The sequence below is a fragment of the Kocuria carniphila genome (assembly GCF_004136555.1).
Taxonomy (GTDB): Bacteria; Actinomycetota; Actinomycetes; order Actinomycetales; family Micrococcaceae; genus Kocuria; species Kocuria carniphila.
The window spans coordinates 43,490-57,545 of sequence record NZ_NOIT01000003.1; the positions used below are offsets into that span (position 1 = coordinate 43,490).

A 14,056-nucleotide genomic window follows, 5' to 3' on the forward strand; every position below is an offset into this window, starting at 1 on the left:
CGGGCACGGCGGTCTGACACAAGATTTCAAGGAGAACATCATGACCAAGATGCGTACGGTGGACGCCATTGTCGCCATCCTGAAGAAGGAAGGCGCAACCGAGGCGTTCGGTTTGCCCGGTGCGGCTATCAATCCGTTCTACTCAGCCATGCGTAACGACGGCGGGATCCGCCACACGCTGGCCCGCCACGTCGAGGGTGCCTCGCACATGGCCGACGGTTACACCCGTGCCGCTCCCGGCAACATCGGCATCTGCGTGGGCACCTCGGGCCCCGCGGGCACCGACATGATCACCGGCCTCTACGCCGCGATCGCTGACTCAGTGCCGATCCTGTGCATCACCGGCCAGGCTCCGGTGGCCAAGTTGCACAAGGAAGATTTCCAGGCCGTGGACATCGCTTCGATCGCCAAGCCGGTGACCAAGATGGCCGTGACCGTGCTGGAGCCGGGTCAGATCCCGGGCACCTTCCAGCGCGCGTTCCACGAGATGCGCACGGGCCGCCCCGGTCCGGTGCTGATCGATCTGCCCTTGGACGTGCAGTTGGCCGAGATCGAGTTCGACATCGATCTTTACGAGCCCCTGCCCGTGGCCAAGCCCGCGGCAACCCGCGCCCAGGCCGAGCGTGCCCTGGACATGCTGTTCGCTTCGGAGCACCCGGTGATCGTTGCCGGCGGCGGTGTCATCAACGCCAACGCGTCCGAGAAGCTGGTCGAGCTGGCCGAGGTGCTCGACGTTCCCGTGATCCCCACCCTGATGGGTTGGGGTGCCATTCCGGACGATCACCCCTTGATGGCCGGCATGGTGGGTCTGCAGACCTCGCACCGATACGGCAACGAGTCGTTCCTGGCCTCGGACTTCGTCCTGGGTATCGGTAACCGCTGGGCCAACCGCCACACCGGTTCCATCGACAAGTACACCGAGGGCCGCACGTTCGTGCACATCGACATCGAGCCCACCCAGATCGGTCGCGTGTTCTCGCCGGACCTGGGCATCGTCTCCGACGCCGACGCCGCTCTGACCGTCCTCCTCGAGGTGGCCAAGGAGCGTAAGGAAAAGTTCTCCGTCCCCGACTTCGGTGTGTGGGCCAAGGAATGCATCCAGCGCAAGGGCCAGCTGCAGCGCAAGACGCACTTCACCGAGGTGCCCATCAAGCCGCAGCGTGTGTACGAGGAGATGAACTCGGCCTTCGGCCAGGACGTCACCTACGTGTCCACGATCGGCCTGTCGCAGATCGCCGGTGGCCAGTTCCTGCACGTGTACGGTCCGCGCAAGTGGATCAACGCCGGTCAGGCCGGCCCGCTGGGTTGGACCGGTCCGGCCGCCCTGGGTGTGGTGCGCGGTAAGCCCGGTGAGACCGTGGTGGCGCTGTCCGGTGACTACGACTTCCAGTTCATGATCGAGGAGTTGGCCGTGGGCGCGCAGTTCAACCTGCCCTACATCCACGTGGTCGTGAACAACTCCTACCTGGGCCTGATCCGTCAGTCCCAGCGCGGGTTCAAGATGGAACAGAACGTGTCGCTGGCCTTCGACAACATCAACTCCCCGGAGACCCAGGGATACGGTGTGGATCACCTCAAGGTGGTCGAGGGACTGGGTTGCAAGGCCGTGCGCGTGACCGATCCGGACAAGCTGCAGGACGCGTTCTCCGAGGCCAATTCGTTGGCTCAGGAGCACCAGGTTCCCGTGGTGGTGGAAGTCATCCTGGAGAAGGTCACCAACATCTCCATGGGCACCGAGTTGGACAACGTGGTGGAGTTCGAGGAGCTGGCGGCACGCGGTGTGGACGCCCCCACCGCCATCGCCCTGCTCGACTGATCACGGACTGTTCTACTCTGTCCGATACCTCGCGGGCCGCTCACGGAATCCGTGCGCGGCCCGCGGTTCAGCTAAAGATTTTCGGGAGGTTCTCGTGCGCATTGTGGTGGCACCAGATAAGTTCAAGGGCTCGGTGAGCGCCGAGGAGGCGGCCGAGCACATCGCTGCCGGGATCCGCGAGGCCCAGCCGGATGCCCAGGTCACCGTTCTGCCCGTGGCCGACGGCGGTGAGGGCACGCTGGATGCCGCGGTCACCGCCGGCTACACGCGCCACGACCTCACGGTCACCGGACCCGTCGGCGAACCCGTGGCCGCGGCCTGGGCTCGTCTCGACGACACCGCCGTGGTCGAGATGTCCCTGGCCTCCGGGCTGGCCGCACTCCCCCATGACGAGAACGGGGAATCGGTCCTCGCCGCTCGCGAGGCCACCAGTCGCGGCACGGGCGAACTCATCGCCGCCGCTCTGGACGCCGGCTGCACCCAGATCATTCTGGGCGTGGGCGGCAGCGCCAACACGGACGGCGGCGCGGGCATGCTCGCCGGCCTGGGCACCCGCCTGCTCGACGAGCAGGGTAACGAGATTCCCGACGGCGGCGCCGCACTCGCGCAGTTGGCCTCCGTGGACGTGTCCGGCCTGCACCCCGGTATTTCCTCCGCACAGTTCATCCTGGCCGCGGACGTGGACAACCCGCTCACCGGCGAGCGCGGTGCCGCCGCGGTCTTCGGGCCCCAGAAGGGCGCCTCCGAGCAGGACGTGTCCGAGCTCGACGCCGCCCTGGCCACCTTCCGCGATGTCCTCGCCGAGACCTTGGGAGACTCGGCGCGCGACGCCGCGGAAGCCCCGGGCGCCGGAGCCGCCGGCGGGGTGGGCTACGCCGCGCTGGCCGTCTTGGATGCGACGCGAAGGCCTGGGATCGACGTCGTCCTCGATCTGGTCAACCTGGACGACGCCGTGACCGGCGCTGACCTGCTGATCACCGGCGAAGGCAGCCTGGACGAGCAGAGCCTGGGCGGCAAGACCCCGGTGGGTGTGCTCAAAGTTGGCCAGGCCCACGACGTGCCCGTGGTCGCCGTGTGCGGCCGCACCACCCTGGACCGCGAGACCCTGGAAGCCACCGGTTTCCGCGCCACCCACGCGCTGTCCGACCTTGCCCCGGACGCCCAGACATCCATGCGTGAAGCACCCCGGTTACTCCGTGAGGTGGGACACACGGTAGCTTCAGAACTAGCCTCGACCTTGAACGGCTGAACGGCCCGCGCCGTCACCGCTCCCGCACCCCTCCGAAAGGAACTCCCCGTCATGAACGCAACCCCTCAACAGGGCAACAAAGACTCCGGTAAGAACACCGGCAACGCCAAGAACAACCACCCCGCTGAGGACAAGAACCAGCGCACCACGGACCCGCAGGTCAACGAGGAGCGCGCCACGGAGAGCGTCAAGGCCAAGGTGGCCGAGGCGGCGTCGAACCCCGAGGTCCGCGAATCCCCGCAGGACGTGGCCCAGGAGAACTCGCAGCTGGCCGTGACCGAGGAGCGTCGCGAAGAGGTCGAGTCCGCGCGTGCCGAGCAGATCAAGCTCGCCAACGAGGTCAACAGTGCCGAACGCGTGCGCGAACTGATCCGCGCGTACAAGTCGGAGAACAAGCTCAAGGATTCGGACGAGCCCACCGAGGCCCGCATCACCGGCCAGCACGCCGGCAAGTTCGACCTGGTGGTGCGTGGTAAGCAGGTTTCGTGCGGCGATCATTTCTCCCCGCGTGAGATCGGCGTCAAGGACGGCAAGATCGTGGCGATCGAACCGCTCGGTGCGAACCTCGAGGGCACCAAGGTCGTGGAACTCGCCGACGACGAGACCCTCATTCCCGGCCTCGTGGACACTCACGTGCACGTCAACGAGCCCGGCCGTACCGAGTGGGAGGGCTTCGGCTCCGCCACTCGCGCCGCGGCAGCCGGCGGCGTGACCACCATCGTGGACATGCCCCTGAACTCCGTGCCCGCCACCGTGAACGTGGCCGCGCTCGAGTACAAGCGCCTGTTCGCGCAGCAGAACGCGTTCGTGGACATCGGCTTCTGGGGCGGTGCGATCCCCGGTAACAAGGAGGACCTGCGTCCGCTGCACGACGACGGCGTGTTCGGTTTCAAGTGCTTCCTGCTCCACTCCGGTGTGGACGAGTTCCCGCACCTGGAAGCGGACGAGATGGAGGAGGCGCTGGCCGAGGTCAAGACCTTCGACTCGTTGCTGATCGTGCACGCTGAGGATTCGCGCACCATCGACAAGGCCCCGCAGCCCAACGGTGACGTGTACGAGCACTTCCTCAAGTCCCGCCCGCGCGGTGCCGAGAACATCGCCATCGCCGAGGTCATCGAGCGCACCCGCTGGACCGAGGCGCGCTCGCACATCCTGCACCTGTCCTCTTCCGACGCGCTGCCCATGATCGCCTCCGCCAAGCGCGACGGTCTGGACATCACCGTGGAGACCTGCCCGCACTACCTGACCCTGCTCTCCGAGGAGATCCCCAACGGTGCCACCGCGTTCAAGTGCTGCCCGCCGGTGCGCGAGGTCTCCAACCGCGAGAAGTTGTGGGAGGGTCTGCTGGACGGCACCATCGACTTCATCGTCTCGGACCACTCGCCCTCGACCCTGGACCTCAAGGATCTGGGTAACGGCGACTTCGGCGTGGCGTGGGGCGGCGTCTCGTCCCTGCAGCTGGGTCTGTCGCTGATCTGGACCGAAGCCCGACGCCGCGGCGTGGGCCTGGACAGGGTCCTCCAGTGGATGTCCACTCGCCCGGCCGAGCGCGTGGGCCTGCGTTCCAAGGGTCGCCTGTCCCTGGGCTACGACGCCGATATGGCCGTCTTCGCGCAGGACGAGAGCTTTGTGGTGGACGCCAAGTCCCTCAACCACAAGAACCCCATCACCCCGTACCAGGGCAAGGTGCTCTCCGGTAAGGTCCGCAAGACCTTTGTGGGCGGCAAAGAAGTCGATTACAAGAAGCCCTCGGGCCGTCTGCTCAATCGCGGTCTGGTGTGATTCTCACGCGGTAGCGGCTGGTTAGCGGCCTATTAGTGGCCCATGAGTGGCTTGCCCGGGTTTCACGGTGGATACTGTGAAACCCGGGCACGCTATTGATATTTTTCACGTATGGTTTGCCCGGTCGACCCGCCGGAGGTGACGTGTCTGGGTTTGCCCGTCCGCGTTGGCCCGTCTGGCAGGTTCAACCACGGGGAAGGAACGGTTCCGCAGCTAGGAGCGCACCATGACAGATTTGATCGATACCACCGAGATGTACCTGCGCACCGTGCTGGAGCTTGAGGAAGAGGGCATCCCGGCCCTGCGCGCCCGCATTGTGGAGCGACTGGGGCACACCGGCCCCACCGTGTCCGAAACCGTGCAGCGGCTGTGCCGTAAGGGGCTCATGACCCTCTCCGAAGGAGACATCCGTACCCGCACCGTGTCCCTGACCGCCGAGGGCCGCGCGCAGGCCACCTCCGTGATGCGCAAGCACCGCCTGGCCGAGCGCTTGTTGGCGGACGTCATCGGGCTGGAGCTGCCCTACGTGCACGAAGAAGCCTGCCGCTGGGAGCACGTCATGAGCGACCGGGTGGAAGTTCTGCTCGAGAAGCTGCTGTCCTCGCCGACCACTTCCCCCTATGGCACCCCGATCCACGGGGCGTTCACGCAGAACCCCGAGGGTGTCTCGCTGTTGGATGCGGTGGCGCAGACGAGTGCTGCTTCTGGTGGTGCCGAGGCGGATGCTGCTGGTGCTGATTCGGTTCGGCCCGGTGGCGCTGGCACGGGTGCTGGAAATGGCGCGGATGCTGCCGAAGCTGGTGTGCCCCACTCCGACGGCGAGCGCGAATACACCTTGGAGCTGATCTCGGAGTCTGTTCAGACCCACGCGGAGTTGCTGCGCTCCCTCTACGATGCCGGGCTCATGCCGGGTGCCACCGTAGTGGTCGCCGGCTCAGCTCAGGCTGACACGGATGCCCACTCGGCTCACCCCGGCCCCGTGACACTGCGCCGGTCCGACCGCACCGAAACCGTGGAGATCCCCGGGGAGCTGGCGGCGTCGATCCTGGTGTCCTAACCGACATAGGTGCAGGGACCGGCACACGCTCAAGCTTGTCCAACCGCCCGGTCTCCCGTCATGTGTCCGCGGCGCAGCCTGTTGGCGCGGCCTATCCAGTCTGATGTGAGGAACCTGCAGCACCGCGGCCTCATGTGATGAAGATGCAGAAAAGGTGCCCGCTATCTGCATTTCCCTCCCCTGAGACTTCGCTCCTGCTTTTCCCTCACATGAGGCTCCCCGGCCGGCCATCCTGCCCCGCCTCATCCGGTCCGATGTGCCATGACCCGCAACACCCCAACTGCGCGTCAATGTCTCACGCACGCTATTGATCGCGTGACCACCCCGCCTTTCGCACAGATCGCTTGATTGTTGACAATAGGCGGATTTCCTTCAATCATGAACCATGAGCACATGGGACGTGTCTGAGGGTCATCCCTCCCCCGATCCGGCCCCCGCAACGGAGGCCGTGCCCGACCCTGCGGATGTCCGCTCGCCGCTTTTCACGGCCCTGGAGTACGAGCAACGGTTGAGATGCGTCCGCGAGAAGATGGCTCAGCAGGGGTTGTCCGCGCTGATCGTGACGGATCCGGCCAATCTCTTCTACCTGACCGGCTACGACGCGTGGTCGTTCTACGTTCCGCAGATGCTGTTCATCCCCGCCGAGGGAGACATCCTGCTGTTCCTGCGCGAAATGGATGCCCAGGGAGCCTTCCGCACTTCGTGGCTGCCTCCGCATCAAATCATCGGCTACCCGGAACGCTACGTTCAGCGCCCGCACCTGCACCCCTTCGACTGGGTGGCCTTCGCCCTACGACGGCGCGGTCAGGTCGCCCCGGCCGCCCACGGGTGCGTGGGATTGGAAATGGATGCGCACTTCTTCTCGCCCAAGGGCTATCGCTCCTTGATCAACGCCCTCCCCGAATGGCTCCTGGTCGACTGCTTCGAACTGGTCAACTGGGTGCGCTCCGTGAAGTCGGAGGCCGAGATTTACTACATGCGTCTCGCAGCGAGGGTAACCACCGCGGCCATGCAAGCGGCGATCGATGCCATCGAACCCGGTGTCCCCCAGAACAAAGTGGCCGCCCGGATCGCCGCGGCGCAGGCTGAGGGCGACGACGACGCCTGGGGTGACTTCCCGGCGATCGTCCCCATGATGCCCACCGGCGCCTCCGCAGACACACCTCACTTGACGTGGTCGGACAGGATCTTGAAATCCGGCGACGCCGTGGTGGTCGAGTTGAGCGGCGTCCATCGGCGCTACCACGTACCCCTGGCCCGCACCGTGACCCTGGGCGAACCCAGTGCGGAGATGCTCCGGCTGGAAGAAGCAGTGGCCGCAGGTTTGCAGGCCGTCTTGGACGCGATCGCCCCGGGGGTGCCCGTCCGCGAACTGGCCAGTGCCTGGAACTGGAAACTGGCCGCCTACGGGCTCGAGAAACACAGTCGTCTGGGCTACTCCGTGGGCATCGGTTACCCGCCCGACTGGGGCGAACGGACCATCAGCATTCGCTCCGAGGACGAGACCATCCTCGAAGAAAACATGACCTTCCACCTCATCTGCGGCATGTGGATGACGGGGTACGGCTACGAAGTTTCGGAGACCATCCGAGTGACCAGCACGGGGGTGGAAACGTTCACATCCTTCCCCCGCCAGATCATCAGGAAGTGAGCTCATGACCAACACCACGCCACACGTCACCACCGTCCGTTCCTTGGACCCCAATCCCACCGCGGGCATCTCGGGTCCGGCGTCCGAGGGCCTGTTCCCCCTGTCCTCCCGCGCCGACGGACTCGTGGGGTCGGTCATCGACTCCTCCACCTCCCTGCTGGCGGCCCAGACCCACGACATCGTGCGCTTTGCGATGGGCGCGCCCGCCGCGGAAGTGATTCCCACGGAAGAGTTCCGGCAGATCGCTGGCGAGGTACTCACGGACGCGAGCTTCACCTACGGTGCCACCGAGGGAGAACCGGATCTGATCACCACGGTCACCGAGCAGTTCTCGAGTGGGTCCACCGACCCCGAACGCATTGTGATCACCTCCGGTGGCATGCAGGGACTGGACCTGGCGTTCAAACTGTTCACGGATCCCGGTGACCTGGTGGTCGTGGAGAGCCCCACCTACACCAACGGCTCCGGCACCGCTCTGAGCTACGGCGCGGACGTCCTGGAAGTCCCCGTGGACGACAACGGCATGGACATCGACGCTCTCGAGACTCTGGTCGCGGAGACCGGCCGCACGCCCCGCATGATCTACACGATCCCCAACTTCCAGAACCCGTCCGGCACCACCCTGAGCGAGGATCGCCGACGCCGCTTGCTGAACCTCGCGCACCAATGGGGCGCCATGATCCTCGACGACGATCCGTACGGCGCCCTGCGCTTCTCCGGCGATCCCGTTCCCGGCTTCCGAGAGATCAGCCCGGATGACCCCCTGGTCTTCTCGGTGCGGACCTTCTCCAAGATCCTGGCCCCGGGCCTGCGCGTGGGCTGGATCAACGCGGATCCCCGCCTGCGCAATTTGCTGATCGCCGGCAAGCAGGCCATGGACACGTGCGCCAATGTCCCGGCCCAGCACATCATCAACGCCTACATCGCGCGCGGCGGCTACGGCGAGCACCTGGCCGGACTGCGCACCGAGTACAAGCGGCGCAAGGAAGCCATGGACGCATCCATCGCCAGGCACCTGGGCGATCGTGTGCGCACCACCGATCCCGACGGCGGCTTCTTCCTGTGGGTCACCCTCCAGGGCGACGACGCTCGGGTGTCCTCCTCGCGCTTGTTCGAGATCGCGTTGGCTGAGGGCGTTGCCTTCATTCCCGGTCCGGCCCTGTCGCCTTCGGGGCAGTTCGAGGACGCGTTCCGCTTGTGCTTCGCCTCGAGCACCCCGGAACGCACGGAAGAAGGCTTGCAACGACTCGCTCGTGCCCTCGACATCGCCCGCCAAGAGGTCGACGGGTAAACCTGCCCGAACCGCTCACAGGCAAACCGCCGCCGTGACCGGGGCCGAGCGCGCACGGAATCAGGAGTCGACGTGGCGGTCCTGAACAGGCACCACATATGAACGGAGATCCTCATGACCAGTGACGATGTTCAGTGCACCCCGGAGGAACGGGCCGTGCTCGATCTCATCGACCCCGATGAACTGGTCGCGCTCACGTGCACCCTGGTGAACACCGCCGGTGAGAATCCCGGGGGCAGCGAGGAACCAACCGCCCAAGCCTTGGAACGCGCAGCCGAGGAGCGAGGGTTACTGGCCAGCAGCGACGTCGTTGCCCCTGGGCGACCCAATGTGGACGTGGACCTGCCCGTGGGAGGCCCCGTGGCGGACGAACCCGGTCTGTTGTTCTTGGGCCACTCCGATGTGGTGCCCGCCGGGCCCGGGTGGACGCGGCAGCCCTACAACGCGGAGGTCGAGGACGATCGGCTGTACGGCCGCGGCGCCACGGACATGAAGGGCGGGCTGGCTGCAGTACTCGTCGCGATGGACGCGCTGCGCCGTTCGGGTACGGAACTCTCCGGGCCTGTGCGGTTGTCCTCCACCGTGGATGAGGAGGATCTGGGCCTCGGAATTCGCCACCTCACCGCACGCGGGCTGGGCCGTGAATTCCGCGGCTGCATCGTGGCCGAACCGACCGATCTGCAGACCGTGATTGCGTGCCGCGGGGATTCCTACCTCGAGGTCGAGATCACCGGCGTCCCCGCCCATTCGGGGCGTCCCGCCGATGGACGCAACGCGATCGACGCCGCCGCGGCCCTCCTCACGCTGATCAAGCAGGACCACGAGAAACACATCCACGAGCTGGATCCATTACTGGGATCCCCCACGTGGAACGTGGGCAAGATCGAGGGTGGCCGGGCTACGTCCATGGTGGCGCCGTCGTGCCACGTGTGGTTGGACCGGCGACTCATGCCGGGTGAGGACCCGGAGCAGATCGTCTCCGAACTCCGCACCGCCGTGGACCAGGCCGGAATCACCGGCGACGGGATTTCCATGGACATCGAGATCACCATGTCCATGCCGGGCTTCCGCACCGACCGCGATCATGTGCTGGTCAGCACCGTGCACGGAGCGGTCGCGGACGTGGGCGGGGCGGCGTCGATCGGCGGCTGGACGGCCGCGTGCGACGGCGGATTCATCGCTCGCGACCACGGGGTACCCACGGTGGTCATGGGCCCGGGCGGACTCAACGATCAGGCCCACCAGGTGGATGAGTCCGTGAGCGTTCGCGAGTTAACGCAAGCGGCCAGGGCATACACCCTGGCCGCGTTGCGATTGCTGTCGCGCTGATGTCTCCGCGAGAGCGCTTACCTGTTGACCACGGGCATCTTGCCCGTCTCCGGGATCTCCGTACCGCGCAGTGACGCGCCCACGGTCTCCTTCATGAACTTGGCGGCGATCAAACCGATGACACACGCACCCATCATGTAGAACGCGGGGATCAGCGGGTTACCGGTGGACTCGATCAGTGCCTCGTTGACCAGCGGTGCGGTGCCGCCGAAGATCGCGGTGGACACGTTGTAGGTGATCGCGAAGCCGGCGTAGCGGACCTGCGTGGGGAACATCGCCGGGAAGGTGGCCGAGATGCAGGCCAGCTGCGGGATGTAAAGCAGACCCAGCACCGCGAAGCCCAGCAGCGCCCACCAGAAGCCATTGGCCATGAGCATGTACATGGGGATCGACATCACGATCAGGCCGATGAGCGAGAAGTACCACATGGGTTTACGGCCGAATTTGTCGGACAGCGTTCCGGCGAACGGAATCACGAGCATCATGGCGAACTGCGCGATGAACATGATGGTCAGCACCGTCTGTGCGGACATCTCCGTCTGGCCCTCCAAGTAGGTGGGCATGTAGCTGAGCAGGGTGTAGTTGACCACGTTCACCGACACGACCAGTCCGGCCATGATCAGCATGGGCTGCCAGTACGTGGTGATGAGTTCCTTGAGGGCCATGCCCGCGGATTCCTCCGAGTGGCCAGCCTCTTCCAGCTCAAGGAACACGGGCGAGTCGGCCAGCTTGGACCGCAGGTACAGACCGATCAGACCCATGGGTCCAGCCAGCAGGAACGGAATGCGCCAGCCCCACTCCATCATGGCCTCGTTGCCGAGGATGACCTCGCCCATCAGCACGATCAGCGAACCAAGGGCGAAGCCACCCAGGGTGCCGAACTCCAGGAAGCTGCCCAGAAAGCCCCGCTTCTTGTCCGGGGCGTACTCGGCCATGAACGTGGCCGCACCGCCGTACTCACCGCCGGTCGAGAAGCCCTGGATCACACGCAGCAGCACCAACAGGATGGGGGCCGCCAGGCCGATGGTCGCGTGAGTGGGCAGGATGCCGATACAGAACGTGGCACCGGCCATCAGGATGATGGTCAGCGCCAGGATCTTCTTGCGGCCCAACCGGTCACCGAGCGGGCCCCAGAACAAACCACCCAGGGGGCGGACCAGGAAGGACAGGGCGAACGTACTCAGCGCCAGCAGGGTGCCGGCTTCACCCGGGAAGAAGTTCTGGGTGATGTAGACGACCGACACTGCATACACGCCGTAGTCGAACCACTCGGTGGCGTTACCGATCGCAGAGGCAGCCACCGCACGGCGAACCGTCTGGGCGTCCGGTTCCGGGTGGTGGGCGGCTCCGTCTGGAGTATTGGCGCCGCGTGGATCGTGCGGCGGATCAGCCTGGTGTTGCGAATTCATGGAACCCTCCATGGTGAATTCAGCGGGCACCTGATGGCGCACCGGCGCTCTACGGCCGTGACGCAAAAGACGCCCAAACCGTTTGATTGTCGACAATCCTACCCCTAGGCTTATCGGTACGTAAGACGTTGACCTGCAAACCCTTGTGTTTGCCCCGGACCGGAGGCCGCCATGCCCGGCAATCTGCTACGACCCGTGGTGCAAGAAACCACACCGTCACTGATCGCCCGGCAACTGCGACGAGCCATCGGTGACGGCGAACTGGCACCCGGCCAGCAGCTCAATGAAATGGAATTGAGCCGCTCCCTGGGCGTGAGCCGCGGCCCACTGCGCGAAGCCATGCAGCGCCTCACACAAGAAGGTCTCCTGCTCAGCGTGCGTAACCGCGGCGTGTTCGTCATCGAGGTCACCGACGACGACGTTCGCGACCTCTATCTCGCTCGGAACGCCGTGGAGCGCGCGGCCGCCGCGCGGGTCATCGCGGGCGACCCCGAGGCCGGTGCGGATCGACTGCTGGAAAAGGTCGACGAGATGTCCGCGGCCATCGAACGCGGAGACACTGCCGCGTTGACCGAGGCGGACGTCGCGTTCCACGAACTGCTCGTGGAGCTGTCCGAAAGCCCCCGTCTGATTCGAATGCACGACACCCTCATGGTGGAAACGCGCATGTGCATGACCGCGCTCGAAACCCGGTACGCGTCCCACAGTTTTCGCCTGGACGAGCACCGGGAGATCACCGAAACCATCCGCGCCGCGGATGAGGCCCGCGTGGATCTGCTGCTCCTCGATCACATGCGTGACGCCGTGATGCGCCTGACCACCGAGGACGCGTAACTCGCAACCCTAGAGGCGCTCACCAGGCACAGGAGCTGCACCGCCAATCCACGCATGGCCCGACGCCGCGCCACGGTTCCGGGGGCCAGTGCCCCGGAACCGCATCGCACCAGCCTCAGGTGCGCGGCACGGCCACGTACTTGTACTCCAGGAACTCCTCGATCCCCACGCGGCCACCTTCGCGACCGAGTCCGGAGGCCTTCACTCCGCCGAACGGCGCGGCGGGGTTGGAGACGATGCCCGTGTTGAGTCCGACCATGCCGACTTCCAGAGCGTCGCTCACCCGGAAGCTGCGGTCCACGTCCTGCGTGAACAGGTAGCCCACGAGTCCCCACGGGGTGTCGTTGGCCATCTCGACCACTTCATCCTCCGAGTCGAAAGGGATCACGGGCGCCACGGGGCCGAAGATCTCCTCGGTCATCAACTGCGATCCCGGATCCACACCGGAGAGCACGGTAGGGCTATAGAAGAACCCGGGGCGATCAGGGCGGGAACCGCCACATTCCACGGTGGCACCCTTGGCCACGGCGTCGTCCACGAGTTCCTGGACCTTGTCGAGTGCCTTGGCCTCGACCAGAGGCCCGACGTCGATCCCGTCCTGAGCGCCGTCGCCCACCGATAGCCCGCCCAGCCGCTCGGCGAGCTTGCGGGAGAACTCGTCCATGACCGAGCGATGGACAAACAACCGGTTAGCCGCGGTGCAGGCCTCGCCCATGTTGCGCATTTTGGCGGCCACAGCGCCGTCGACCGCGCGGTCCAGGTCCGCGTCCTCGAAGACGATGAACGGCGCGTTGCCGCCCAGTTCCATGGAGGAACGCATGACGTGCTGCGCGGCCTGTTCCAAGAGGCGGACGCCCACATCCGTGGATCCGGTGAAGCTGACCTTGCGAGCGATCCCGCTGGCCATCCACGGGCCGACCACCGAGGACGCCTTCTTGGTGCACACCACGTTGAGCACCCCGGCGGGCAACCCGGCCTCGATCAGGATGTCGACCAGGGCCAGGGAGGACAGTGGCGTGAGGTTCGCGGGTTTGAACACCATGGTGCAGCCGGCGGCGATGGCCGGTCCGATCTTGCGGGTGCCCATGGCCAGGGGGAAGTTCCACGGCGTGACCAGCACGCACGGGCCCACGGGTTGTTTGGAGACCATGATGCGGTTCTTGCCGTCACCGGTCATGGTCTGGTCGCCGCCGATCCGCACGGCTTCTTCGGAGAACCAGCGGAAGAACTCGGCGGCGTAGGCCACCTCACCCTTGGCTTCGGCCAGCGGTTTGCCCATTTCCGTGGTCATGATGAGGGCCAGGTCGTCCTGGCGTTCCATGATCAGGTCGTACGCGCGGCGCAGGATTTCGCTGCGTTCGCGCGGTGGAGTGGCGGCCCATTCTTTCTGAACCCGCCCGGCGGTCTCGATGGCGCGCTGGGCGTCTTCGGGTCCGCCGTCGGCCACGGTGGCGATGACCTCTTCGGTCGCGGGGTTGAGCACGTCGAAGCGGGCTCCGGAGGCAGCCTCGCCCCACTGCCCATCGATGAACGTTCCCGTGTTGACCGTGGCCACCGCATCCAGCGCGGCCTGCGAGGTGCGGTGTTCGGTGGTGTGTGTGCTCATCAGAGTTCCTTCGTTCGACGTTGGCGAGCCCG

General features: G+C 65.8%; 10 protein-coding genes. 8 read left to right on the forward strand and 2 right to left on the reverse strand.

The genetic code is table 11. The annotated features are described in order from the left end of the window. Window positions 1–40: 40 nt before the first annotated feature. The 7 genes from gcl (at window position 41) to EWV37_RS02760 (ending at window position 10,175) form a co-directional block, all read left to right on the forward strand. On the forward strand, window positions 41–1,816 hold the full coding sequence (gene gcl / locus EWV37_RS02730) for a glyoxylate carboligase (RefSeq protein WP_129699683.1): 1,776 nt from the start codon (window positions 41–43) through the stop codon (window positions 1,814–1,816). Between the two features lie 94 nt (window positions 1,817–1,910). Further along, the gene (locus tag EWV37_RS02735) at window positions 1,911–3,065 is read left to right on the forward strand and encodes a glycerate kinase (RefSeq protein WP_129699684.1); all 1,155 of its coding nucleotides are present in this window, start codon (window positions 1,911–1,913) and stop codon (window positions 3,063–3,065) included. Between the two features lie 429 nt (window positions 3,066–3,494). After that, window positions 3,495–4,847, forward strand: a complete 1,353-nt coding sequence (gene allB, locus EWV37_RS02740; protein ID WP_129699847.1) for an allantoinase AllB — start codon at window positions 3,495–3,497, stop codon at window positions 4,845–4,847. Window positions 4,848–5,073: 226 nt separating this feature from the next. Further along, the gene (locus EWV37_RS02745) at window positions 5,074–5,904 is read left to right on the forward strand and encodes a metal-dependent transcriptional regulator (RefSeq protein WP_129699685.1); all 831 of its coding nucleotides are present in this window, start codon (window positions 5,074–5,076) and stop codon (window positions 5,902–5,904) included. Window positions 5,905–6,289: 385 nt separating this feature from the next. Next, window positions 6,290–7,555, forward strand: coding sequence for a M24 family metallopeptidase (locus EWV37_RS02750; protein WP_202976172.1), 1,266 nt, complete (start codon window positions 6,290–6,292; stop codon window positions 7,553–7,555). 4 nt (window positions 7,556–7,559) lie between these two features. After that, window positions 7,560–8,846 (forward strand): aminotransferase-like domain-containing protein, encoded by a 1,287-nt coding sequence (locus EWV37_RS02755; protein ID WP_129699686.1) that lies wholly within the window; start codon window positions 7,560–7,562, stop codon window positions 8,844–8,846. Window positions 8,847–8,960: 114 nt separating this feature from the next. Next, window positions 8,961–10,175 (forward strand): M20 family metallopeptidase, encoded by a 1,215-nt coding sequence (locus tag EWV37_RS02760; RefSeq protein WP_129699687.1) that lies wholly within the window; start codon window positions 8,961–8,963, stop codon window positions 10,173–10,175. Between the two features lie 17 nt (window positions 10,176–10,192). Here EWV37_RS02760 and EWV37_RS02765 read toward each other — a convergent pair whose 3' ends face one another. Beyond that, window positions 10,193–11,584, reverse strand: coding sequence for an MFS transporter (locus EWV37_RS02765; RefSeq protein WP_031272991.1), 1,392 nt, complete (start codon window positions 11,582–11,584; stop codon window positions 10,193–10,195). A 171-nt stretch (window positions 11,585–11,755) separates the two neighbouring features. On the opposite strand from EWV37_RS02765, the gene EWV37_RS02770 reads away from it, so the two are divergent. After that, window positions 11,756–12,418, forward strand: a complete 663-nt coding sequence (locus tag EWV37_RS02770; protein ID WP_095797628.1) for a GntR family transcriptional regulator — start codon at window positions 11,756–11,758, stop codon at window positions 12,416–12,418. 115 nt (window positions 12,419–12,533) lie between these two features. Here EWV37_RS02770 and EWV37_RS02775 read toward each other — a convergent pair whose 3' ends face one another. Beyond that, window positions 12,534–14,024 carry an NAD-dependent succinate-semialdehyde dehydrogenase gene (locus EWV37_RS02775; protein ID WP_129699688.1) on the reverse strand — a complete coding sequence of 497 codons (1,491 nt, stop codon included), beginning with the start codon at window positions 14,022–14,024 and terminating at the stop codon, window positions 12,534–12,536. Between the last annotated feature and the right edge of the window lie 32 nt (window positions 14,025–14,056).

Bases quoted from the DNA above. Each gene is read 5' to 3' on its own strand.
- EWV37_RS02750 (WP_202976172.1), top strand. From the start codon at position 6,290: ATGAGCACATGGGACGTGTCTGAGGGTCATCCCTCCCCCGATCCGGCC.
- EWV37_RS02770 (WP_095797628.1), top strand. From the start codon at position 11,756: ATGCCCGGCAATCTGCTACGACCCGTGGTGCAAGAAACCACACCGTCA.
- EWV37_RS02765 (WP_031272991.1), bottom strand. From the start codon at position 11,584: ATGAATTCGCAACACCAGGCTGATCCGCCGCACGATCCACGCGGCGCC.
- gcl (WP_129699683.1), top strand. From the start codon at position 41: ATGACCAAGATGCGTACGGTGGACGCCATTGTCGCCATCCTGAAGAAG.
- EWV37_RS02745 (WP_129699685.1), top strand. From the start codon at position 5,074: ATGACAGATTTGATCGATACCACCGAGATGTACCTGCGCACCGTGCTG.
- EWV37_RS02760 (WP_129699687.1), top strand. From the start codon at position 8,961: ATGACCAGTGACGATGTTCAGTGCACCCCGGAGGAACGGGCCGTGCTC.
- EWV37_RS02775 (WP_129699688.1), bottom strand. From the start codon at position 14,024: ATGAGCACACACACCACCGAACACCGCACCTCGCAGGCCGCGCTGGAT.
- EWV37_RS02755 (WP_129699686.1), top strand. From the start codon at position 7,560: ATGACCAACACCACGCCACACGTCACCACCGTCCGTTCCTTGGACCCC.